Annotated in this window: 18 protein-coding genes; 11 read left to right on the plus strand and 7 right to left on the minus strand. The window is 63.9% G+C overall.

The annotated features are described in order from the left end of the window. The first annotated feature begins 67 nt into the window (after positions 1–67). From F6X61_RS24190 to F6X61_RS24200, 3 genes are all read left to right on the plus strand, one after another. Positions 68–2,299 (plus strand): McrB family protein, encoded by a 2,232-nt coding sequence (locus F6X61_RS24190; RefSeq protein ID WP_153788869.1) that lies wholly within the window; start codon positions 68–70, stop codon positions 2,297–2,299. Between the two features lie 3 nt (positions 2,300–2,302). Further along, positions 2,303–3,874, plus strand: coding sequence for a DUF2357 domain-containing protein (locus F6X61_RS24195; RefSeq protein ID WP_153788870.1), 1,572 nt, complete (start codon positions 2,303–2,305; stop codon positions 3,872–3,874). Between the two features lie 125 nt (positions 3,875–3,999). Then, positions 4,000–4,869 (plus strand): GyrI-like domain-containing protein, encoded by an 870-nt coding sequence (locus tag F6X61_RS24200; RefSeq protein WP_153788871.1) that lies wholly within the window; start codon positions 4,000–4,002, stop codon positions 4,867–4,869. A 158-nt stretch (positions 4,870–5,027) separates the two neighbouring features. On the opposite strand, the gene F6X61_RS24205 is transcribed toward F6X61_RS24200, so the two are convergent. Beyond that, positions 5,028–5,648 carry a LysE family translocator gene (locus tag F6X61_RS24205; protein WP_153788872.1) on the minus strand — a complete coding sequence of 207 codons (621 nt, stop codon included), beginning with the start codon at positions 5,646–5,648 and terminating at the stop codon, positions 5,028–5,030. Positions 5,649–5,761: 113 nt separating this feature from the next. Between F6X61_RS24205 and F6X61_RS24210 the strand changes: the two genes are divergently transcribed. Next, a complete protein-coding gene (locus F6X61_RS24210; RefSeq protein WP_153788873.1) occupies positions 5,762–6,382 on the plus strand; it encodes a TetR/AcrR family transcriptional regulator in 621 nt (206 codons plus the stop codon). Positions 6,383–6,391: 9 nt separating this feature from the next. Here the strand turns inward: F6X61_RS24210 and F6X61_RS24215 are convergent, their stop codons facing one another. Both F6X61_RS24215 and F6X61_RS24220 read right to left on the minus strand, forming a co-directional pair. Continuing rightward, the gene (locus F6X61_RS24215) at positions 6,392–7,276 is read right to left on the minus strand and encodes an alpha/beta fold hydrolase (RefSeq protein WP_153788874.1); all 885 of its coding nucleotides are present in this window, start codon (positions 7,274–7,276) and stop codon (positions 6,392–6,394) included. Further along, positions 7,273–8,358 carry a sugar phosphate isomerase/epimerase gene (locus F6X61_RS24220; protein WP_153788875.1) on the minus strand — a complete coding sequence of 362 codons (1,086 nt, stop codon included), beginning with the start codon at positions 8,356–8,358 and terminating at the stop codon, positions 7,273–7,275. The genes F6X61_RS24215 and F6X61_RS24220 overlap by 4 nt, the downstream gene beginning before the upstream one ends. Before the next feature lie 109 nt (positions 8,359–8,467). On the opposite strand from F6X61_RS24220, the gene F6X61_RS24225 reads away from it, so the two are divergent. After that, positions 8,468–9,052 carry a TetR/AcrR family transcriptional regulator gene (locus F6X61_RS24225; RefSeq protein ID WP_153788876.1) on the plus strand — a complete coding sequence of 195 codons (585 nt, stop codon included), beginning with the start codon at positions 8,468–8,470 and terminating at the stop codon, positions 9,050–9,052. Positions 9,053–9,058: 6 nt separating this feature from the next. On the opposite strand, the gene F6X61_RS24230 is transcribed toward F6X61_RS24225, so the two are convergent. Further along, the gene (locus tag F6X61_RS24230; RefSeq protein ID WP_153788877.1) at positions 9,059–9,961 is read right to left on the minus strand and encodes a LysR family transcriptional regulator; all 903 of its coding nucleotides are present in this window, start codon (positions 9,959–9,961) and stop codon (positions 9,059–9,061) included. Between the two features lie 90 nt (positions 9,962–10,051). Here F6X61_RS24230 and F6X61_RS24235 point away from each other — a divergent pair, with 90 nt between their 5' ends. Together F6X61_RS24235 and F6X61_RS24240 are read left to right on the plus strand one after the other, a co-directional pair. Then, complete coding sequence (locus F6X61_RS24235; RefSeq protein ID WP_153788878.1) at positions 10,052–11,407, plus strand: MFS transporter; 1,356 nt, start codon at positions 10,052–10,054, stop codon at positions 11,405–11,407. Continuing rightward, the gene (locus F6X61_RS24240) at positions 11,400–11,807 is read left to right on the plus strand and encodes a DUF4440 domain-containing protein (RefSeq protein ID WP_153788879.1); all 408 of its coding nucleotides are present in this window, start codon (positions 11,400–11,402) and stop codon (positions 11,805–11,807) included. The genes F6X61_RS24235 and F6X61_RS24240 overlap by 8 nt, the downstream gene beginning before the upstream one ends. Positions 11,808–12,194: 387 nt before the next feature. Here F6X61_RS24240 and preA read toward each other — a convergent pair whose 3' ends face one another. From preA to hydA, 3 genes are all read right to left on the minus strand, one after another. Beyond that, positions 12,195–13,469 (minus strand): NAD-dependent dihydropyrimidine dehydrogenase subunit PreA, encoded by a 1,275-nt coding sequence (preA, locus tag F6X61_RS24245; RefSeq protein WP_153788880.1) that lies wholly within the window; start codon positions 13,467–13,469, stop codon positions 12,195–12,197. Continuing rightward, positions 13,470–14,837 (minus strand): NAD(P)-dependent oxidoreductase, encoded by a 1,368-nt coding sequence (locus F6X61_RS24250; protein ID WP_153788881.1) that lies wholly within the window; start codon positions 14,835–14,837, stop codon positions 13,470–13,472. Positions 14,838–15,037: 200 nt separating this feature from the next. Then, positions 15,038–16,477 (minus strand): dihydropyrimidinase, encoded by a 1,440-nt coding sequence (hydA, locus tag F6X61_RS24255; RefSeq protein WP_153788882.1) that lies wholly within the window; start codon positions 16,475–16,477, stop codon positions 15,038–15,040. A 604-nt stretch (positions 16,478–17,081) separates the two neighbouring features. Between hydA and F6X61_RS24260 the strand changes: the two genes are divergently transcribed. The 4 genes from F6X61_RS24260 (at position 17,082) to F6X61_RS24275 (ending at position 21,885) form a co-directional block, all read left to right on the plus strand. Next, positions 17,082–18,572: an NCS1 family nucleobase:cation symporter-1 gene (locus F6X61_RS24260; RefSeq protein ID WP_153788883.1), complete on the plus strand. Its 1,491-nt coding sequence runs from the start codon at positions 17,082–17,084 to the stop codon at positions 18,570–18,572. A gap of 82 nt (positions 18,573–18,654) precedes the next feature. Continuing rightward, on the plus strand, positions 18,655–19,941 hold the full coding sequence (locus tag F6X61_RS24265; RefSeq protein WP_153788884.1) for a Zn-dependent hydrolase: 1,287 nt from the start codon (positions 18,655–18,657) through the stop codon (positions 19,939–19,941). Positions 19,942–20,095: 154 nt separating this feature from the next. Next, on the plus strand, positions 20,096–21,094 hold the full coding sequence (gene moaA / locus F6X61_RS24270; RefSeq protein WP_153788885.1) for a GTP 3',8-cyclase MoaA: 999 nt from the start codon (positions 20,096–20,098) through the stop codon (positions 21,092–21,094). Between the two features lie 176 nt (positions 21,095–21,270). Beyond that, positions 21,271–21,885 (plus strand): thiol:disulfide interchange protein DsbA/DsbL, encoded by a 615-nt coding sequence (locus F6X61_RS24275; protein WP_153788886.1) that lies wholly within the window; start codon positions 21,271–21,273, stop codon positions 21,883–21,885. Positions 21,886–22,077: the final 192 nt, after the last annotated feature.

Raw genomic sequence — 22,077 nt, forward strand, 5'->3', positions numbered from 1 at the left:
AGACGCATTAGCATGCTGCGCTCGTAGAACGATAAGCACAGCAGAGGGATCCGTGAGCATTAGGGTTGTGACAAACAAGGAATTGCAGGGTCATATCGAGTCCATCCTCGCCAGCTCGATTCTGCACAAAGGTACTGACGGCTGGATGAAGGAACTCGAGAGGTTCCTCGCCCAGGTCCGCAAGCGAGACCCTGTTGATCTGCTCGATGCGAAATTCCTGCACAAACTATGGAATGACAACCCAGTGACCAGCACTGGCAACGGCCATGTACGAATCGAACCGGCGTTGCAGGATAAGTCATTCGTCCTATGGTTCTCCGTCGCTGCGGCTGAAAGCTTGCCCGATGATCCCGTGCAAGTGGAATCTCAGTTGATCGGGCTCTATGAAAGTTTGGTGAGCAGGCTGCGCAAGCTGTGCGACCGTATGCCCTGGTTGAAACTCAACCGCGTACTTTGCGCGCTGTATCCTGAGCACTTCACCACGCTGTCGGACCTTGGGCGGCTCAAGACACTGCACCTCAAGCTCGGCGGCAACCGCCACGACCATCCCGTGCAAATGCACAGGGCCATTCGCGCCAGGACCGATCGAGCCTTGAAAGCCTGCACGAATCAGGCAACGCTGGTGACGCAGGTATGCGTGCCCTGGCTGCTGTATGAACGCCTGGAGACGAGCACCACCACCGAGAGCGCCGTTTCGCAACCCGCCAACGACGACGGGCTTACCCCCCTGCCCGCCCTTGTGCGACGCAAAGGGCTGACTTCCCTCGCCGGCGGCCTGCAGACCCTGCTGGCCCTGCTGCCGGAGCTCGATGAGGGCGTGACCCGGGAGGAGTTCGCCGATCTGCTCAGACAGCACAATCCCAAATTGGCCGACAACAGCATCGGGACCATGATCAATGTGATCTCCCGAGAGTTCGACCTGTGCAAGCGCGACGGCGACAGCTATCAACTGACGGCACGCGGCATGAACCTGCTGGAGAGCCAGGATCCGGACGAGTTTGCCGACCACTTGTTGACCCGCGTGCTGGGTACCGACCATCTGCTCAAGGCCTTGGCAACTGGCCCAAAACGCAAGGTGCAACTGATCGACTTGCTGCAATCGGTGAATCCTGGCTGGACCACAAGTTTCATGCCCTCGTCGATCATCGGTTGGTTCATTTCGCTGGGGCTGATTGCCCCGACCGCTGGCAAGCTTCTGCAGTTGACCGAGCGCGGCCAGCGCTGGGCAAGCATGATCGACTGGACACCGGAAACCCTGGCGGGGGAAACGCAGGAAGACGGCGATACGCCAGAATCGTTGCGTGACCGGGCAGAGCTACCTACTGCGGCGCACATGAAAGATCGTCTCGACCAGCTTTTCGGCGACCAGCTCGCGCTGGACGAAAAGTTGGTCAGCGAACTTCATGCAGGCTTGTGGAGCCACCCCGTGCGGCACTTCGCTGTGCTTTCGGGCATATCCGGATCTGGCAAGACGCAATTGGCGCTCAAGTACGCCCAGGCACTCTGTCAGGTTGAACCACACGAGACGCACAGGATACGGATGATCCCGGTTCAGCCAGGCTGGTACGACCCCAGCCCATTGCTGGGCTACGTGAGCCCGATTCAGGAATCCACCTACCTGAGCACCCCCTTCCTGGAACTGCTGTTGCAGGCCGCAGACAACCCGGATATCCCCTTCGTGGCCATCCTCGACGAGATGAACCTGTCCCATCCAGAGCAGTACATGGCGCCGATTCTCTCGGCGATGGAGACCCAGGGTCTAATCGAGCTCCATCAGCTCGGTGATACCGTCGACCAGATTCCGATGCAGGTTCGCTATCCCGCAAACCTGGCCATCATCGGAACCTTGAACATGGATGAAACCACCCACGGGCTGTCGGACAAGGTACTCGACCGGGCATACACCCTGGAGTTCTGGGACATCGATGTCGAACGTTTCCCTGGCTGGTCAACCGCCTCGCTGCCCGAAAGCGTGCGCCAACGGACCCGCACATTGCTGAGCCAGCTGGTTGAGGCGCTGGAACCGGTACGGCTGCATTTTGGCTGGCGCACGATCAACGATGTACTGAACTACCTGACGTTCCGCAACGTCAGCGATGCCGACCTCAGTGCACTGGATGACGTCATCTACGCCAGGGTACTGCCCAAGCTGCGTGGCGAACATTCGCCCCGGTTCGAGAAAGCGCTTGCACGGGTTCATGACGTGCTGCTCGATCATGGCCTCACGCGCTGTGGAGCAAAGGTCCGTGCCTTGCACGAAGACCTCGTGGAAACCGGCTCCGCACGCTTCTGGCGCTGAATCATGCTGACCATTCGCAGGCGCGTGAGAAATGCAGCGCAGACGCAGGTCGTCGCACAGATTGGCCGAGTACTGGGCGGGCTCGAGGAAGACGCCCGGTATGAGCTCAAACCAGACCAGGACGGTTGCCTTCTGTATGTGGATGACGAGGAGCTATTGTCGGCACGCGGATGGTTTCGCTGGACACCCGAGCTTTACGCCGGGCGCGTGCGTGTTGAAGTCCTGCGCCCGACGGGGTCGGTCGATGAATATTTCCTGCAGGTTGGTTCGGCGACATCCAAGGCCGACAATCTGCCATTCGAGGAAATGATCGCGCAGGTACGTGCACTCTACCCTCGCCAATTGGGCGGTATCAGTGCGGCTACCCTGGCGTTCGGCAGCGATGGCCGGCCAGGGCAGTTTGCGGACCTGGTGCTGCTGGCCCGCTTGCGCCAGCATGGCCATGCCTTCCTGGAAGCCGTCGAACAGGTCGCCCGCATCCCGCATGCCAAGCTGCAGGCCAAACGTGGCAAGCTGCCGCTCTCGCAAGTCCGTCGTCTGCACCCTGTGGCTCTGCGAGACCCCAAACTCTCGACACTCCTGCGAAATCCTGCGCTCGCCGCCAAGCACACCAACATGCCGGTCACAGCCTGGACGTCTGGTGCGAGCGTCGACACACAGGCCAATCGCGCATTGCTCGCCCTGCTCAAAAGGCTCAGGACCGCCATCAGCGCGCTATGCGTCAAAGTGAGGGCAAATGCACTCCAAGGCACCAGGAAGCAACAGGAGCAACGTGCTCAGCGTCGACTCGCGCTTCTCGAAGCACTCGACGCGCGTGTGTCCCAAGTATTGCGTCAGCATCCGTTCCCTGCCGTTACACCGGGGGCCAGCAGCGCGTGCGGCGTTGCCCAGATCGCGGCCCAGCCGCTATATGGCAAGGCCCACCGCCTTGGAACACAAGCGTTGGCGCTTGGCGTCGAAGGCCATCAGCTCTCGGACCAACTGCATGCGAATCACTCCTGGGGCATCTATGAGATGTGGTGCTTCGTCCAGGTACTGCACACTCTCCAGCGCTGTACCGGAAACAGCCTCCGGCCCGCTGCCCCGATCACGGTGGAGGCAGATTTCTGCTGGCGTGCCGAGCTGGCCTCCGGCCACAGCCTTGAACTGCTCTATCAAGGAGTGTTCCCCAAAGCTCAACCGAGCCATGGGTACGAGGGTTTCAGTATCAGCCGGAAACGAATTCCCGACATTCTGATCGTCGAGCGCAGCGGACAGACTGTGCGCTCACTGGTTCTGGACGCGAAGTGGCGTAGCGGCGAGCATTGCGAGCTGGAGGCCATGGAGTCCGCGCACCTCTACCATGACAGCCTGCGCATTGCCGGTGCTCCTCCGGACTGCTGTCTGCTGATGCTCCCAGGGCCACTTGCCAACCACAGCCTGGGGCAGGACGACTTCATTGCCCGCCACCGTGTCGGTGCGATGGCGCAAATGCATCCGCAGGGTGCAGGCATTGATGTCCTGCATAAGAGAATCGAACACTGGCTATTGTGGCCAACTGAAAGTCCGGGCCCGTCGTCACCGGCAAAAGCGTAGCTCCACCCTGACCGCTCACTCATACTTGCGGCGCGTAACGGCGCCACCTGAGCAAACCCGGCTAGGCGTGCCCCGGCCCACCTGCCACATCCTGTGCCTGCCCGTGACCCCAGGAGCCCGCACCGATGTCTCGCCCCTCGCCCAACTGCCCCTACGATCAACGCTTCGCCGCCGTGCTCGCGCATATCGAGGGCAACCTCGACGGCGACCTGTCGCTGGAGCGCCTAAGCCAGGTGGCGAACTTCTCGGTGCATCACTTTCATCGCCAGTTCAGCGCCTATGTCGGTGTGCCGGTGGCGCGCTACGTGCAACTGATGCGTCTGCGCCGTGCCGGCCATGCGCTGGCCGCCGACCCAGCGCTGGCGGTGCTGCAGGTGGCGCTGGATGCCGGTTTCGACAGCCCCGAGGCATTCGCCCGTGCCTTCCGGCGTGACTTCGCACTGTCGCCGAGCGCCTTTCGCCGGGCGCCGGACTGGCGCGCCTGGAACACGGCATTTCGCATTCCCCACTTTGCCAGGAGCATCAGCATGCAAGTCCGTATCGTCGATTTCACGCAAACCCGCGTGGCAGCCCTGGAACACCTTGGCCCACCCGCGCAACTGCCGGCCAATGTGGGCCGCTTCATCCAATGGCGCACCCAAAGCAATGAGTCGCCGGTGGCCACCCGACGCACCTTCGGCATTCCCTACAACAATCCCGACACCACCGCACCAGAGGACTTTCGCTTCGCCATCTGCGGCGAGGTCGAAGCCGAAGTGGCCGCCAATCCATTCGGTGTGCGAACGCTGGTCATTCCCGGCGGGCGTTGCGCCGTGGTACGGCATGTGGGCTCACCGGACCACATCGGCGAGACCATCTACCCGCTCTACCGCGACTGGCTGCCGACCAGCGGCGAAGAGCTGCGCGACCACCCGCTGTTCTTCCACTACCTGAGCGTGTACCCGCAGACGCCGCAGGCGCAGTGGCAGACAGACATCTACCTGCCGTTGGTCTAGTGTCCTGTCTCGGAAATAAGCTGTTCACTTTTGGCGGCGTCTTGGGCGCCCGGCCGGCGTTGCCACTCCTCGCCATAGCCCTGCTATGACTCGTCGCGGCGCCTTGGCCGAACACCCAAGCCACTCGCCAAAAGAGAACGTATTTCCGAGACAGGACACTAGCGTCGGCTCAACGCCAGCCGTGCCGCGAACAGTACGAACACCAGGCCGGTGCAGCGGTCCATCCAGCGGATCACCCGTTCGCGGCGCAGCACCTCGGCCAGCGGCCGGGTGGCGGCGATCAGGCCGGTCGCCCAGAGCAGCCCCAGCAGCACATGGATACCGACCAGGCCGAAAGTCCAGGCCACCAATGGCTGGCCCTGGGGAATGAACTGGGGCAGGAAGGACACATAGAAGATGCCGACCTTGGGGTTGAGCAGGTTGCCCAGCATGCCCTTGACGAACCAGTTGCCGGTGGCCGGCGCCTGCTCGCCAGCCGGTGCCATCGACTGGCGCGGGCGCAGCAGCATGTTCACCCCCAGCCAGGCCAGGTAGGCGGCGCCGCAGTACTTGAGCAGGTTGTAGGCCAGCTCCGATACCGCAATCAGCGCGCCCAGGCCGAAGGCCACCGCCGCGCCCCACAGCAGACAGCCGGCATTGATGCCCAGCGCGGCGCGCAGTGCCTGCTGGCGGCTTTCCACGGCGGCGGTACGCAGGATCAGCGCGGTGTCCAGGCCGGGCGTCAGGGTCAGCAAGGTGGCGGCCAGGGTGAAGGCGATCAGGTTGTCGGCGAAGGGCATGGCGCAAGACTCGGCGGGGCAATGCGAGCACGTTAGCAGATGGCCGCGACGCCTTCACCACACGCCTTGCAAAGCTGTTAGCCTTGCCCTGTTCAGGTCACCACGGACAGCCCATGGCCAACCACAAGATCGAGATCCGTCGGCGCAACATCGACAAGATCCTCCAGGCCGCCGAGCAGGTGTTCGCCGCCAAAGGCTACGGCGCCACTTCGATGGGCGACATCGCCGAGCAGGCGCAGCTGCCGCGCTCCAATCTGCACTACTACTTCAGCACCAAGGACGAGCTGTACCGCGCGGTACTGCAGGACCTGCTGGATGTGTGGAAGCAGGACGCGCTGTGTTTCGAGCGTTTCGACGACCCACGCGTGGTGCTGACCAGCTACATCCGCGCCAAGATGGGCCATTCGCGCTCACGGCCGCTGGGCTCGAAGATCTGGGCCGAAGAGATCCTGCACGGCGCGCCGGTGCTCGGCCCGACCCTGGACGACACCCTGGTGCCCTGGGCGCAGCTCAAGGAAGCCAAGATCCGTGGGTGGGTGGAAGACCGACGGATCCTGCCGGTAGAGCCGTCGGCGCTGCTGTACATGATCTGGGCAGCGACCCAGCACTATGCCGACTTCGGGTATCAGGTGACCTTGCTCAACGACGGTGTCCCGCTGACCGACCCGGCCTTCGAAAGCGCAGTACAGACCGTGACCAGCGTCATCCTGCGCGGAATCGGGCTGGAGCCCTGAGCACGGCGCTCAGCCACTGGCCGCCGGGCCTTGCAGGAATGCCAGCAGGTGTTCGTTGAACAAGGCCGGCGCCTCTTCCATCACGAAATGCCCGCACCCTGGCAGGATCACGCCACGCACCGTCTGCGCATGCCCCTGCAGGGTCTGCAACGGCGCATCGCCGGTGGCGTGCTCGGCACCGATCGCCAGCACCGGCATGCGCAACGGGCGGGCAGCACGCTCGCGGTTCTGCCGGATGGTTTCGGGAATCGCCCGATAGTAGGCAAACCCACCGCGCATCCCACCCGGTGACGAATAGGCGCGAATATAGACATCGGACGCCACGGCATGGCGCTGGATGGCCCAGCGATCGAACATGAAGTTCAAGTAACCCTCCTCACGCCCGGCAATCAGGAACTCCGGCAGGTCGCGGACCTGGTTGAACAGGAAATGCCAGAGGAAAATGTTGTCCTGCGGCTCGACGAAGATCGGCGGCGCCGCAGCCAGGCCTGGTATCACCGCTTCGGCCACCGCCAGCGAGCGCACCGCTTGCGGCTGATCGCTGGCCAGGGCGTAGGCCACCCACATGCCCACATCGTGGCCGACCAGGTGATAGCGCTCATGCCCCAGCTGCGCCATGAGCGCATGCAACAGGCGAGCGACGTTGCCGGTGTCGTAGCCCTGTTCGGGCCGATCCGAGTCACCCAGACCGGGCGGGTCGACGGCAATGGCCTTGAAGCCTCGCGCGGCCAGCGCAGGGAGCACATGGCGCCAGGCATACCAGGTCTGTGGCCAGCCGGGCACCAGCAGCACGGGCTCGCCCTCCCCCGCCACGGCGCAATGGATGCGCAGCCCCTCCACCTGCACATAGACATGGGCGAACGCGTCGTCCCGCGGTGCGTTGACTGCGTTCATGCCCGTGCTCCCGCTGCGTTGCCAGCCGCGGCAATACCCAGCATGCGCTGGATCTGCCCAGGGTCGACCGGTGCTCCGGCAAAGTCGTCGAAGACCTGCCCGGTGACCTGGATGATGTGCCGGTCGATGAACTCGACGCCCTCCCGGGCCCCGACCTCCTGGTCCTTGAGGCAGCACTCCCACTCAAGGGTGGCCCAGCCATCGAAGTCGTACTGCGCCAGCTTGGAAAAGATCGCCTTGAAGTCGACCTGCCCATCGCCCTGCGAGCGGAAGCGCCCGGCGCGCTCGGCCCAGTCGCTGTAGCCGCCATAGACACCCTGCCGGCCGCTCGGATTGAACTCGGCATCCTTGACGTGAAACATGCGGATGAACGGGTGATACAGGTCCAGATAGGCCAGGTAGTCGAGCTGCTGGAGCACGAAATGGCTGGGGTCGAACAGGATACGGCAGCGCTCGTGCTCGCCCACCAGCCCAAAGAAGCGCTCGAAGCTGGTGCCGTCGTGCAGGTCCTCGGCCGGGTGGATCTCGAAGCACAGGTTCACGCCCTGCTCGTCGCACACATCGAGAATCGGCCGCCAGCGCCGCGCCAGCTCTTCGAAGGCAGCCTCCACCAGGCCTTTCGGGCGCTGCGGGAAGGGGAACAGATAAGGCCAGGCCAAGGCACCGGAAAACGTCCCCATGTCGGCCAGGCCCAGATTACGGCTGGCGCGGGCTGCCAGCTTCATGCGTTCGATGGCCCAGTCCGTGCGGGCCGCCGGGCGCCCGGCCAGCGAAGCAGGTGCGAACGCATCGCACAGGGGGTCATAGGCCGGGTGTACCGCGACCAGCTGGCCGAACATATGGGTGGTCAGTTCGCTGATCTGCAGGCCATGTTCTGCCAGCTGCCCTTTGATCTCGTCGCAGTACCCCGTGCTCTGCGCGGCCAGGACCACATCGAACAGCCGCGCATCCCAGGCCGGGACCTGGAGGGCCTTGAAACCCAGCTGCGCAGCCCAACCGGCGATGCTGTCCAGCGAATCGAACGGTGGCTTGTCACTGCTGAACTGCGCCAGGTGCAGGCTTGGGCCTTTGAGCGTTTTCATGGATTCCTTCCTATTGTTTGTCGATCAACAAACAATAGGCGCCATCGACGCTGTCCGTCAACCGCGAATTGGCTAGAATGCCCGTTTGACGCATTCGGACAGACAGGCAATGGCAGGACGACCTCGGGAATTCGACAAGCAACAGGCACTGCGCAAGGCGCTGCGGTTGTTCTGGGAACACGGTTACGAAGGCACCTCGATGGCGGCGCTGGTCGCCGGGCTGGGCATCGCCTCGGCGCGGATCTACGCGGCCTTCGGCAGCAAGCAGCAACTGTTCGAAGAGGCCGTGGCACTGTACGAATCGGCCGAAGGCGGTTTTGCCGACCGCGCCCTGGCCCTGGCGGATATCCACCAGGCGCTGGAGCAGATGCTCGAGGACGCCATCGCTACCTATACCCGTGCCGACGAGCCCAAAGGCTGCCTGGTGGTCAGCGCGGCCAGCGGCGTTGGCCCGGACAACATCGCGGTGCAGCAGTGGTTGGCGGATCACCGACGCCAGCGCAGCGAATCGATCATTGCCCGGCTAGACCGTGCCCGCGAGCAGGGCCAGTTGCCGCCCGACACCGATGTGCAGGCCCTGGGGCATTTCTACGCCACCTTTCTGCATGGCATCTCGGTGCAGGCACGCGATGGCGTACCCGAGGCGGCCCTGCGCGGTGCCTGCCACTGTGCCTTGGCATTGCTGCCGCGATAGCCTTGCTCAGCGGCCCAGATGCTCACACAGGAAGTCGATGAACACCCGGGTCTTGTGCGGCAGGTAACTGCCGTTGGGGTACACCACGCTGATCGGCTGCGCAGGCAGGCTGTACTGCGGCAACACCCGCTGCAGATCACCACTGGCCAGGTCCTGCTCCACCAACCACGCCGGCAGCACGGCCACCCCCAACGATGCGCGGGCCATGGCGCGGATGGCATGGCTGGCGTTGGACTGGAAGGCGGCAGTGCCGGTGATGCTCAGGCTGTCGCCCTCCCCGGCCTGCAAGGTCCAGCTGGTCGGGTTGTGCAGGTTGCTGTTGGCGATCCAAGGCAGGTTGGCCAGATCCGCCGGCTGCTCGATGCCATGCCGGGCGATGAACGCAGGTGCTGCCACCAGCAGGATGTCGTAATCGGCCAGCTTGCGGCTGCGCAGGTTCGAATCCACCAAGGTGCCGAGGCGCACCACCAGATCGAGCCGTTGCGCAATCAGGTCACTCAATGACGAGTCGATGTCGTAGCTGATCGACAGCCCTGGGTAGCGCTCGGCGAACAGCGGGATCAACGGCAGGATGAAACGCTCGCCATACTCGCCGGTGGTGCTGATGCGCAGTGTGCCGGCCACCCCGTTGTGCCGCTGCATGACGCTGTCGAAGGCGCTCTCGACATCACCGACGATCACCTTGAAGTCGTCGTAGAACGCCTGGCCGGTTTCAGTCGGCGCAATGGCGCGGGTGGTGCGTACCAGCAAGGTCACCGCCAGCGCCTGTTCCAGTGCCTTGACGTGCTGGCTGGCCATCGCCTTGCTGATCCCGAGAAAGTCCGCAGCCTTGGTGAACGAGCCGAAATCGACCACCGCCAAGAACGTCTGCACCCGGTTGAGCTGGGTGTGGAGGGCCGTGCGCAGCATTGTTCATTTCCATCAAACAGAGTTTCAAGGGTAACGGCATCGACCGGGTCAGTCCAAGCCGCTTAGGCTGCGCGCTGCAAAGGAGTGGCAATGACCTATCGATACCGCGTGGCGACTGTTTTCCTGTTGGGCTTCTTCATCGACTGCATCAACATCTTCATGCCGGCCGTGGCAATGCCACGGATCGCAGCCACCTTCGCCATCGACAACGCCAACAGCGCCTGGGTGGGCAACGCCTACATCCTCGGGCTGGCCCTGGTGATGCCGGTCAGTACCTGGCTGGCGGCGCAATGGGGCGCCAGGCAGCTGCTGAGCGCCAGCATGCTCGGGTTCGCCGTGGCGGCGTGGGGCTGCGGGCAGGCCGACGGCTTTGCCGGGCTGATCGCCGGGCGCTTGCTCCAGGGCATGGCTGGCGGGCTGCTGATCCCGGTAGGCCAGGCGCTGACCTTCAACCTGTTCCAGGGGCCGGAGCGCGCCCGGGTATCTACCCTGGTGATGGCCGTGGCACTGATTGCGCCTGCGCTGTCGCCGAGCCTGGGCGGGCTGATGGTTGACCGTGGCAGCTGGCCCTGGGTGTTTCACGCCAATATTCCGCTGGCGCTGTTGGCGGCCGGGCTGGCCTGGCTGTGGATCCGCGACGTACCCGGCACGGCGCAGGCACGGCCAGACTTCCTCGGCCTGCTGCTGATCAGCGCCGCCCTCGCCGCTCTGTTGCTGGGGATGTCGCTGTACGGCGCCGGCCATGGCCTGGCCTGGGCTTTGCCGTGCCTGGCCCTGGCCGCGCTGTGTGCCTTGCTGTATCGCCGGCATTACCGCCGCACGAACAGCGCCATCCTCGAACTGGATTTGCTCGACAGTGCCCGGCTGAAGGTTTCCATGTGGATCTACCAGGCCATCCCCGGGATCTTCACCGGGGTCAATCTGCTGAACATTTTCTATCTGCAAGACACCCTCGCGCTGAGCGCCCAGGCCACCGGGCTGTTCATGCTGGTGTACGCCGCCGGCGCCTTCGCCGCCATGCTGATGGTGGGCCGGGCCTACAACCGCGCCGGGGCAAGGCGCCTGTTCCTGCTGGGGATGCTGCTGCACAGCCTGGGCATCGCCATGCTGGTGCTGGTCGACAGCGCACGGGACGGCCACCTGCTGATCCTCGCCTACGCCTTGATGGGCATCGGTGGCGGCATCGGTGCCAACACCGCGCAGACCACGGCATTGCTCGATTTCACCGACCAGCAGACCCAGCAGGCCAGCGTGCTGTGGAACCTCAATCGGCAGATGGCCTTCAGCCTTGGCGCGGCGCTGCTGTTGATGGTCTTCAACCTGCTGCTCGATCAATTGGGCAGCACCCTCGCCTACCACCTGAGCTTCGCCCTGGCGGCGCTGCTCGGGCTGACGCCGCTTGCGCGGCTGCACACATTACCCCAGGAGAACCCCCACCATGCCTGACACCGCGATTGCCCGTGCCGAGCACAGCATCCATCACGTACATGAGCTGATCCAGATGGTCTTCAGCCGCCCCGCCGCCGAAACCCAAGCGGCACTGGGCGGGTTGATGGCGGTGTTCGCCGAGGATTTCAGCATGGTCGGCATCGCGGGGACGCTGTTCCATCGCCAGCAGGTCGAGCAGTTGTTCAGGCGCATCGCCGGGACGCGGCCGGGGCTTGAGATCGAAATCGACGAGGTGCAGGTCGTGTGGCTAGCAGGAATGAACATGGCGGTGCGCTACAAGGAGGTCCAGCGTCTGCAGGGCGTGACGCAGGCCCGCTGGGCGCTGGCGATACTTGAATGCAGTGAACGCGGGGTGATGTGGCGGTGTTTGCAGGAGACGGCGGTGGGTGCCAACTAAGGCCTACCAGGCATGGTCACGTTGCAACAAATGTGGGAGCGGGTTTACCCGCGAAGCGCCGCGCGGGCGGCGCTCGATCTCATAGGCGCTGCAAAAACTCCGGCAGGCACCTGGTGGCCCTCACCCAATATCCCGCCATCCACCTGGTGGCCACTACCCAATCCTGATTTTCCAGGGTCAACAATGCGATGCCCAAGCGCCTGTCTTGGGATCGCATGTGGGCCACCATGTGCATGGCGAAAGATGTGCAGCGCTCTCAAGATCGAGCGCCGCCCGCGCGGCGCTTCGCGGGTAAACCCGCTCCCACATTTGTTTCGGGCCAATTATGCCTGTGAGGCCATGGTTGCCCGCCTTGGTGCATGGCGTCAGATATGTGAGAGCCCCTGTTCAACCCACCTCGCGATAGGGATTGCGCGGATCCTGGGTCCAGTTCATGTACGGCTTGCCGGTGTCCTGCGCCTGCATGTCGATGCAGTTTTCCACCGGGCAGGTGATCTGGCACAGGTTGCAGCCCACACACTCCTCCTCGATCACGCTGTAGGCATGGGTGCCGTCGGCCTTGAGCGTGCTGGCGATGGCCTGGTGCGAGGTGTCTTCGCAGGCGATATGGCAGCGCCCGCAGCCGATGCAGGCGGCCTGGTCGATATGCGCCACCGATTTGTAGTTGATGTCCAGGTACTTCCAGTCGGTGGTATGCCCCACCGCCTGGCCACGGAAAGCGTCCAGGTTGCGGTGGCCATGCTGGTCCATCCAGCGTGCCAGGCCGTCCTGCATGTCCTCGACGATGCGAAAACCATGCAGCATCGCCGCCGTGCACACCTGCACCGCGCCACTGCCCAGGGCCATGAACTCGGCGGCATCGCGCCAGTTGCCGATGCCGCCGATACCGCAGATCGGCAGGCCCCGCGTCTCGGGGTCGCGGGCGATCTCGGCGACCATGTTCAGGGCGATGGGTTTGACCGCCGAACCGCAATAGCCACCGTGAGTGCTCTGATCGCCAACGATCGGGTGGGCCACCATGCGGTCGAGGTCGACGCTGGTGATCGAGTTGATGGTGTTGATCAGCGACACCGCGTCCGCCCCGCCGCGATGGGCCGCCCGCGCTGCCTGGCGAATGTCGGTGATGTTGGGGGTGAGCTTGACGATCACCGGCAGCGAGCAATGGATCTTGCACCAACGGGTAACCTGCTCGACGTACTCGGGCACCTGGCCGACCGCAGCGCCCATGCCGCGTTCGGGCATGCCGTGGGGGCAGCCGAAATTGAGTTCGATGCCGTCGGCGCCGGTGGCCTCCACCAGCGGCAGGATGAATTTCCAGGACTCCTCGACGCACGGCACCATCAGCGACACCACCAGCGCCCGGTCGGGCCAGTCCTTCTTCACCTGGGTGATTTCACGCAGGTTGATCTCCAGCGAACGGTCGGTGATCAGCTCGATGTTGTTGATGCCCTGCACCACGCGGTTGGCGCCATAGTGCGCCGAGTAGCGCGACGACACGTTGACCGCTGCCGGGTCCTCACCCAAGGTTTTCCACACCACCCCGCCCCAGCCCGCCTCGAAGGCGCGGACCACGTTGTAGGCCTTGTCGGTGGGTGGCGCCGAGGCCAGCCAGAAGGGGTTGGGCGCCTTGATGCCGGCGAACACGATGGACAAGTCGGCCATTTATGCAGCCTCCACGTTGAGCATGAGTTGGGCATGGATGGCTTCGGCGGCCAGCTTGCCGTGCTGCACGGCCTGGACGGTGAGGTCCTGGCCCAGGGCGGTGCAGTCGCCGCCGGCATAGATGCCCGGCAGGCTGGTCTGCATGTGCTCATCGACGCGGATGCGCTCGCCGTCGCGGGCCAGTTGCGCGGCCAGCGGGTCGCTGAGGCTGGCGTCGTCGAAACCTTGGCCGATGGCCTTGAAGATCGCATCGGCGGCCAGTTCGAAGGTCTCGCCGGTGTCGGCGAGGCGGCCATCGACCAGCTGGGTACGCACGAAGCGCATGCCGCGCACTCGGCCTGAGTCATCGAGCAACACGGCATCCGGCCGTGCCCAGGTGTGCAGGCGCACCTGGTTGTGTTTGGCGATTTCCTGTTCGTGGTCGGTGGCGCTCATGTCGGCCTCGCCTCGGCGGTACACCAGGTTGACGTCGCGCGCGCCCAGGCGGCTCATCTGCACCGCCATGTCGATGGCGGTGTTGCCAGCGCCGATCACCAGGCAGCGGTCGGCCAGCGGCAGCTGGCTGAGGTCGTCGGCCTGGCGCAGTTCGCGGATGTATTCGGTGGCGGCCAGCAGGCCGGGGGCGTCTTCATCCGCCAGGCCCAGCTGACGCACGGCATCCAGCCCCAGGCCGAGGAACACGGCATGGTACTGGCCGTGCAGCTCGGTCAACGACAGGTTGCTGCCCAGCCGTTGGCCATGGCGGATCTCGATGCCACCGATGCCCAGCAGAAACTCCACTTCACGCTGGGCGTAGTCGTCCACCAGCTTGTAGCGGGCGATGCCGTATTCGTTGAGGCCGCCGGCTTTGTCCCGCGCTTCGAATATCACCACGTCGTGGCCGTGCATGGCCAGGCGATGGGCGCAGGACAGCCCGGCCGGGCCGCCACCCACCACGGCGATGCGCTTGCCGGTGGCCGGTGCGCGCTGGAACGGGTGAGCGCTGAAGTGCGCATTGTCCAGGGCATAGCGCTGCAGTTGGCCGATCAGCACCGGCGCACATTCCTGGGCGTTGTTGCGCACACAGGCCTGCTGGCAGAGGATCTCGGTGGGGCACACCCGGGCGCAACTGCCGCCGAGGATGTTGGCCGAGAGGATGCGCTCGGCGGCGCCTTGCAGGTTCTCGTCACTGATGCGGTGGATGAACGAGGGGATGTCGATTTCGCTGGGGCAGGCGTTGACGCACGGCGCGTCGTAGCAGTACAGGCAGCGTGCGCTTTCGACGGCGGCCTGGCGGGCGGTGAGCGGGGGCGCAAGGTCGCTGAAGGCCTCGGCCAGCTGGTCGGCGCCGGCCCGAGGGCGCGGCAAGTGGTTCAGGGCGTCGATCACGGTTGTAGCCTCTCTCGTTTTTATTGGAGGCGGCGGTGGTCAGGTGCCGCGTCCGTTTTGGGGATGGCAGTCAACAGGGGCTGACGTGGGAGCGGATTTTCATAGACCAGCGTGGGAGCGGGCTTGCCCCGCGATCACCGGCCAAGCCGGTGCCACACACTGCGATGCTCGCTTCGCGGGGCAAGCCCGCTCCCACGGGATCAGCGCTGAACTGGCGTCGGTTTGTGCCGCTCGGCACGCCGCTCCAGCACCTCGAACACCGACGGGTACGCCGGCCGTTCCACATAGCGCCCTGCCCCAGGCTCGGCACGCAGGTCGCCGTCGGCCCACAGCACGTTGCCCTGGCTGATGGTGTGGCTGGGGACGCCGCGCACGGTGCGGCCTTCGAAGATGTTGAAATCAACGCGCTGATGGTGGGTCTGGGCGCTGATGGTGCGCGTGCCCTGCGGGTCCCACAGCACCAGGTCGGCGTCGGCGCCGACGCGGATGGCGCCCTTGCGCGGGAACAGGTTGAAGATCTTCGCGGTGTTGGTGGAGGTCAGCGCGACGAACTCGTGCATCGACAGGCGCCCGCTGTTCACCCCGGCATCCCACAGCACCGCCATGCGGTCCTCGATGCCTGCGGTGCCATTGGGGATACGGCTGAAGTCGTCGCGGCCCATGGCTTTCTGCTCGGCGCAGAAGCAGCAGTGGTCGGTGGCGGTGGTGTGCAGGTTGCCCGACTGCAGGCCCCCCCACAGTGCGTCCTGGTGCTCGCGCGGGCGGAACGGCGGGCTCATCACGTAGCCGGCGGCGGTGGCCCAGTCCGGGTCGCGGTACACGCTGTCGTCCAGCAGCAGGTGGCCGGGCAGCACCTCGCCGTACACCGGCTGGCCCTTGGCCCGGGCATAGGTGATCTCATCCAGCGCCTCGCGGCTGGACACGTGCACCAGGTACAGCGGCGTGCCGAGGGTTTCGGCAATGCGGATGGCGCGGCTGGCAGCCTCCCCTTCAACCTGCGAGGGTCGCGACAGTGGGTGCGCCTCGGGCCCGCTCAGCCCTTGTGCCAACAGCTTGCGTTGCAGGTGATAGACCAACTCGCCGTTTTCGGCATGCACGGTGGGCACCGCCCCCAGTTGCAGACAGCGCTCGAAGCTGGCCACCAGGGTATCGTCGGCGGCCATGATCGCGTTCTTGTAGGCCATGAAGTGCTTGAAGCTGTTGACCCCATGTTGGGCCACCAGCTCGCCCATCTCTTCGGCGACTTGCTCGCTCCACCAGGTGATGGCGACGTGGAAGCCATAGTCGGACGCACTTTTCTGCGCCCAGCCACGCCAGGTGTGGAAGGCTTCGAGCAGCGACTGCTGCGGGTTGGGGATGACGAAATCGATGATCGAGGTGGTGCCGCCGGCCAGGCCCGCGGCGGTGCCGCTGAAAAAGTCCTCGCTGGCCACGGTGCCCATGAACGGCAATTGCATGTGGGTGTGCGGGTCGATGCCGCCGGGCATCAGGTACTGGCCGCTGCCGTCGAGCACCTGGCAATCGGTGGGCGCTTCGAGGTTTTCACCGATGGCGCGGATCACGCCGTCGGCACACAACACATCAGCGCGGTAGCTTTCTTCATGGGTAACCACGGTGGCGCCACGGATCAACAGGGACATGCCGTCTTCCTCGCAGGCTGACCGGTCTTTTTGGCCGGTTCTTGGAATTTTCATGGGCCAGTGCCTGCGGGTTTCGATCAATCCTGTCAGGCCTGACAAGAATCGAGGCTAGTTGCGGTTCTGACATTCATCAAGAAAAAATATATGCAAATACTAAAAATTTTATCTTGTTGATTTATATAAATTAATTGCACAAATCACCAAAACGGAACAGCCCTTCACCATTTTGACGCACTTGACAGGATGCAAATTTGGTCAAGATTTTCTACGCAAATTCAGCTGTTTAAAAACGGCTGGGCAGGCGCAGGCAGCGCAGCGCAAATACCGGGCCGCACCGCTTTGAATCACGGTGTATTGGCCGGTATCGACGTTGCAGTCATTCGCACGTTCCAGGCGCAATCAGGAATGCTTTTGCAAGTCAGTAAGTTACCTGCGGTCAGCAACAATCACCGGGAACGGCCAAGGCCAACCCGGCACGGTTGTTGTAACCCCGGCCACAACCGCCATGGCCGGATCGCAGGTGCAGTACTGGTGGTGTGTTTACTCCGGCCATCGCATTAGCCCGATGAGCAAACAACAAGAAGAACTCCCTGGAGAAGGCCCCATGCAACCAAGCAGATCACAAGTGGTCGAGCAGCATGGCCTGTTCGAGCTCGACGCCGGCAGCGACGTGCTCGACAGCCCCCGTTACAACCACGACATCGCCCCCACCAAAGTGCACCAACGCACCTGGAACAAGTGGCACATCACCGCGCTGTGGGTCGGCATGTCCATCTGCGTGCCCACCTACACCCTCGGCGGCGTGCTCACCGCCTACTTCGGCCTGAGCGTGGGCGAGGCGCTGCTGGCGATCCTGCTGGCCAACCTGATCGTGCTGATCCCGCTGACCCTCAACGCCTTCCCCGGCACCAAGTACGGCATCCCCTTCCCGGTGCTGCTGCGCTCGTCGTTCGGCATCTTCGGCTCCAACGTGCCCTGCCTGATCCGCGCAGTGGTGGCCTGTGGCTGGTTCGGTATCCAGACGATGTTCGGCGGGCTGGCCATCCACCTGTTCCTTGGCTCGCTGTCCCCCGAGTGGAAGGCGCTGGGCGGCACCGGCGAAGTGATCGGCTTCATGCTGTTCTGGGCGCTCAACCTGTGGGTGGTGCTGCGTGGCGCCGAGTCGATCAAGTGGCTGGAAACCCTGTCGGCGCCGCTGCTGGTGGCGGTGGGTATCGGCCTGCTGTTCTGGGCGATGCCGCACATGTCCATGACCGAGTTGCTGGCACAACCGCCCAAGCGCCCCGAAGGCGCCAGCGTGGTCGGCTATTTTTGCGCCGGGCTCACCGCCATGGTCGGCTTCTGGGCCACCCTGTCGCTGAACATCCCCGACTTCAGCCGCTACGCGAAAAGCCAGAAGGACCAGATCCTCGGGCAGATCTTCGGCCTGCCGCTGACCATGTTCCTGTTCGCCTCCCTGGGGGTGATCATGACCGCGGCCTCGGCCTCGCTGGTGGGCCAGACGGTGTCCGACCCGGTCAGCCTGATCGGCCATATCCAGAGCCCGGGCTGGGTGGCGCTGGCCATGGCGCTGATCATCATCGCCACGCTGTCGACCAACACGGCGGCCAATATAGTCTCGCCCACCAACGACTTCCAGAACATCGCCCCACGCCTGATCGGGCGCAACCGCGCGGTGTGGCTGACCGGTTTCATCGGCCTGGCGCTGATGGGCCACGAGCTGCTCAAGAAGCTCGGCTGGATCGTCTCCGACCTGAGCCTTGAAAGCGTGTATTCCAACTGGCTGCTGGGCTACTCCAGCCTGCTCGGGCCGATCGCCGGGATCATGGTGGTGGATTACTTCCTGGTGCGGCGCCAACAGCTGGACCTGGCCGGGCTGTACCGCGACGACGTGTACCCGGCGTGGAACTGGGCCGGTTTCGTCGCCTTCGGCGTGCCGGTGGCGCTGACCGTGATGGCCATCGGCAACAGCAGTTTCAGCTGGTTCTACGACTACGGCTGGTTCACCGGTTCGTTGCTCGGCGGCGGCTTGTACTACGCCCTCGGCGCCGTGGCCCTGCGCAGCCAGGCACGGCTGGCCAAGCCATTGCCATGAACGCCCCGCTCCCTGCGTGGGAGCGGGCTTGCCCCGCGATGGGGCCGCTACAGCCCGACCAAAAAAGCCTGAGGAGACACCCATGACTAGCCTCGCCAAGGACGTCCTGCAATCAAGCAAGCACCACATCGACAGCGCACGCCTGTGGCAATCGCTGATGGACCTCGCCCGTCTCGGCGCCACGCAAAAAGGTGGTGTGTGCCGCCTGGCACTGACCGACCTGGACCGCCAGGCCCGCGACCTGTTCGTGCAATGGTGCCAAGACGCCGGCTGCACGGTGACGGTCGACGGGGTCGGCAACATCTTCGCCCGCCGCCCGGGGCGCAACTCCAAGCTACCCCCGGTGATGACCGGCAGCCATATCGACACCCAACCCACCGGCGGCAAGTTCGACGGCTGCTTCGGGGTAATGGCCGGGCTGGAGGTAATCCGCACCCTCAACGACCTGGGCGTGGAAACCGAAGCGCCGCTGGAGGTGGTGGTGTGGACCAACGAGGAAGGCTCACGCTTCGCCCCGTGCATGATGGGCTCGGGGGTGTTCGCCGGTAAGTTCACCCTGGAAGAGACCCTGGCCAAGCGCGATGCCCAGGGCGTCAGCGTTGGCGAGGCGCTGAACGCCATCGGCTATGCCGGCCCGCGCGCGGTGCTCGGGCACCCGGTGGGGGCTTACTTCGAAGCGCATATCGAGCAGGGGCCGATCCTCGAGGACCAGGCCAAGACCATCGGCGTGGTGCTCGGCGCACTTGGGCAGAAATGGTTCGACCTTACCTTGCGCGGCGTCGAGGCCCATGCCGGCCCGACGCCGATGCACCTGCGCAAGGACGCCCTGGTCGGCGCCGTCGCGGTGGTCGAGGCGGTCAACCGCACTGCCCTCGCCCACCAGCCCCATGCCTGCGGCACGGTCGGCTGCCTGCAGGCCTACCCGGGCTCGCGCAACGTGATTCCGGGCGAGGTGCGCATGACCCTGGACTTCCGCCACCTGGAGGGCGAGCAACTGGACGCGATGATCGCCGAGGTGCGCGGAGTGATCGAGGCGACCACGGCGAAGCATGGGCTGAGCTACGAGCTGACCCCGACTGCCGACTTCCCGGCCCTGTATTTCGACCCTGTCTGCGTTGATGCCGTGCGTCATTCGGCGGCGGCGCTGGGGTTGGCGCACATGGATATTGTCAGTGGTGCCGGGCATGACGCGATTTTCCTGGCGGAGCTGGGGCCGGCGGGGATGATCTTCGTGCCGTGTGAGGGGGGGATCAGCCATAACGAGATCGAGAATGCTACGCCTGGGGATCTGGCGGCGGGGTGCGCGGTGTTGTTGCGGGCGATGCTGGCGGCTTCGGAGGCGATTGCGGGGGGGCGGTTGGCGGCTTGAGGGGTACGGTTTCGGCTCGGGCATCGGCAGCGCACGATGTTGCTTTCTCGGCCGATTATGAGATTCGTCTCATTCATCGCCCGCGACGGCACGCTTAGCATCCCAGGCAAGAACAGGCCCCTCATCCGAGCCTGACCTGCAACCGGAGGCGGTCGTGCCCAAGCCAACCTTGATCGACAATTTCTCGCGCCGGATCGACTACCTCAGGCTGTCGGTCACCGACCGCTGCAATCTACGCTGCACCTATTGCATGGCCGAGGACATGACTTTCCTGCCGCGCCATCAGATCCTGACCCTCGAAGAGCTCTATCGCGTTGCCGAGCGTTTCGTCGCACTCGGCACACGGAAAATCCGCATCACCGGTGGCGAGCCGCTGGTGCGCCCCGGTGTCGTTGGCCTGTGCGAACGCCTTGCCGCCCTGCCGGGCCTGCGCGAGCTGTGCATGACCACCAACGGCACCCGGCTGGAAGCACTGGCGGCGCCGTTGTTCGACGCAGGCGTGAATCGCCTGAACATCAGCCTCGACAGCCTGGACCCCGATCGCTTCAAGGCCCTGACCCGCAATGGCGACCTGAAGACCGTCATTGCCGGCATCGACGCCGCGAAGGCTGCCGGTTTCCGGCGCACCAAGCTCAATTGCGTATTGCTCAAGGGCCGCAACGATCACGAGATCAACGATCTGGTGGCCTTCGCCATTGATCGCGGGCTGGATATTTCCTTTATCGAGGAAATGCCGCTGGGCCTGATCAGCGAGCACAGCCGTGCCGAAACCTTCTATTCCAGTGCCCAGGTACGCGAGCGAATTGCCGAGCGTTATACCCTTATCAGCTGCGCCGAATCGACCCAGGGCCCGTCACGCTACTGGCGACTGGCAGAAGCGCCGCATATTCGCCTGGGCTTCATCTCGCCCCATAGCCAGAATTTCTGCGCCACCTGCAACCGCGTTCGGCTCACAGTGGATGGCCGGTTGCTGCTGTGCCTGGGCAATGACCACGCCGTGGGTCTGAAGCAGGTGCTTCGTCGCTACCCCGGCGATAACCGGCAACTGGAGCAGTCGATCGTCGATGCGATGAAGCTCAAGCCCTATCGCCACCACTTCTCGCTCGAGGACGGAACGCAACTCGTACGCTTCATGAACGTAACCGGCGGATGATCGATCCGCTTCACGAACAAAGGGACCATGGGTGTTTTTAGAACTGCTGTTTTCTGTGTTGTTCTCGGAAGCCTTCTGGGAATGGTGCTAGGCCTGTCTGTCGCCGCATGGGTGCTGCATGACTGTGCGGCGGCCAGGCTCCACACCAGTAAAAAATCTTCTGAATAAGGTATTTCATGAAAAACGTTCTGTTGGCATTGGTTGCCCCCGTACTTCTATCCGCGCCGTTGGCAATGGCGAGCACGCCTCCTTCCCCTGAAGCCGGGAAAAATTATCTGATCACGGAAGAGCCCGCGAGCAAGTCGCCAAGTGTCATCGAGTTCTTTTCATATGCCTGCGCGCACTGCCGCAAACTCGATCCGTCGGTTGCGCAATGGGCGGCCCACGCAGGCAAGGACGTGACGATCACGCAAGTTCCCGTTTCTTTCGGAAACAGGCAATGGGCAGGCTACGCCAAGGCGTTCTATGTCAGTGAAGCACTGGACCTCAAGGCGATCTCGCACAGTGCGTTATTTGACCTGGCAAGCCGTGGCGTGAAGCTGGATAACGACGAGGCGATCATTGACTTTTTCGTAGGCCTTGGAGCGGACCGAGCACGGGTCGGCCAGATGGTGGACTCCTTTGTTGTCAGAAGCATGATCGCCGAAGGCGACCGGCTGACAATGCGCTACAAAGTCCGGGAAGTACCGAGTTTCGTGGCGAACGGGAAGTACCTGACCAGCCCGAGCATGACAGACTCCAACGCTACGCTGCTGGGGTTGCTTTCAAGCCTGACGGGCATTTCGAAATAAAAACAGGGCATCTCGAGATATATTCAGAAGGCACATTCAACGATGCCACTGGATAGTTATTTCTTTGTTCTCTGCATCTCTTTTTCATTGAGCACGGATGCTTTCGCAACCTGCGCGCCGACGCCAGGCCGCACGGCAATAATCGTCACGCTGGAATACCTGTGACAGACACTCAAAGCCCCTGCACCACCG

The organism is Pseudomonas sp. EMN2 (assembly GCF_009650555.1).
Lineage (GTDB): Bacteria > Pseudomonadota > Gammaproteobacteria > Pseudomonadales > Pseudomonadaceae > Aquipseudomonas > Aquipseudomonas sichuanensis.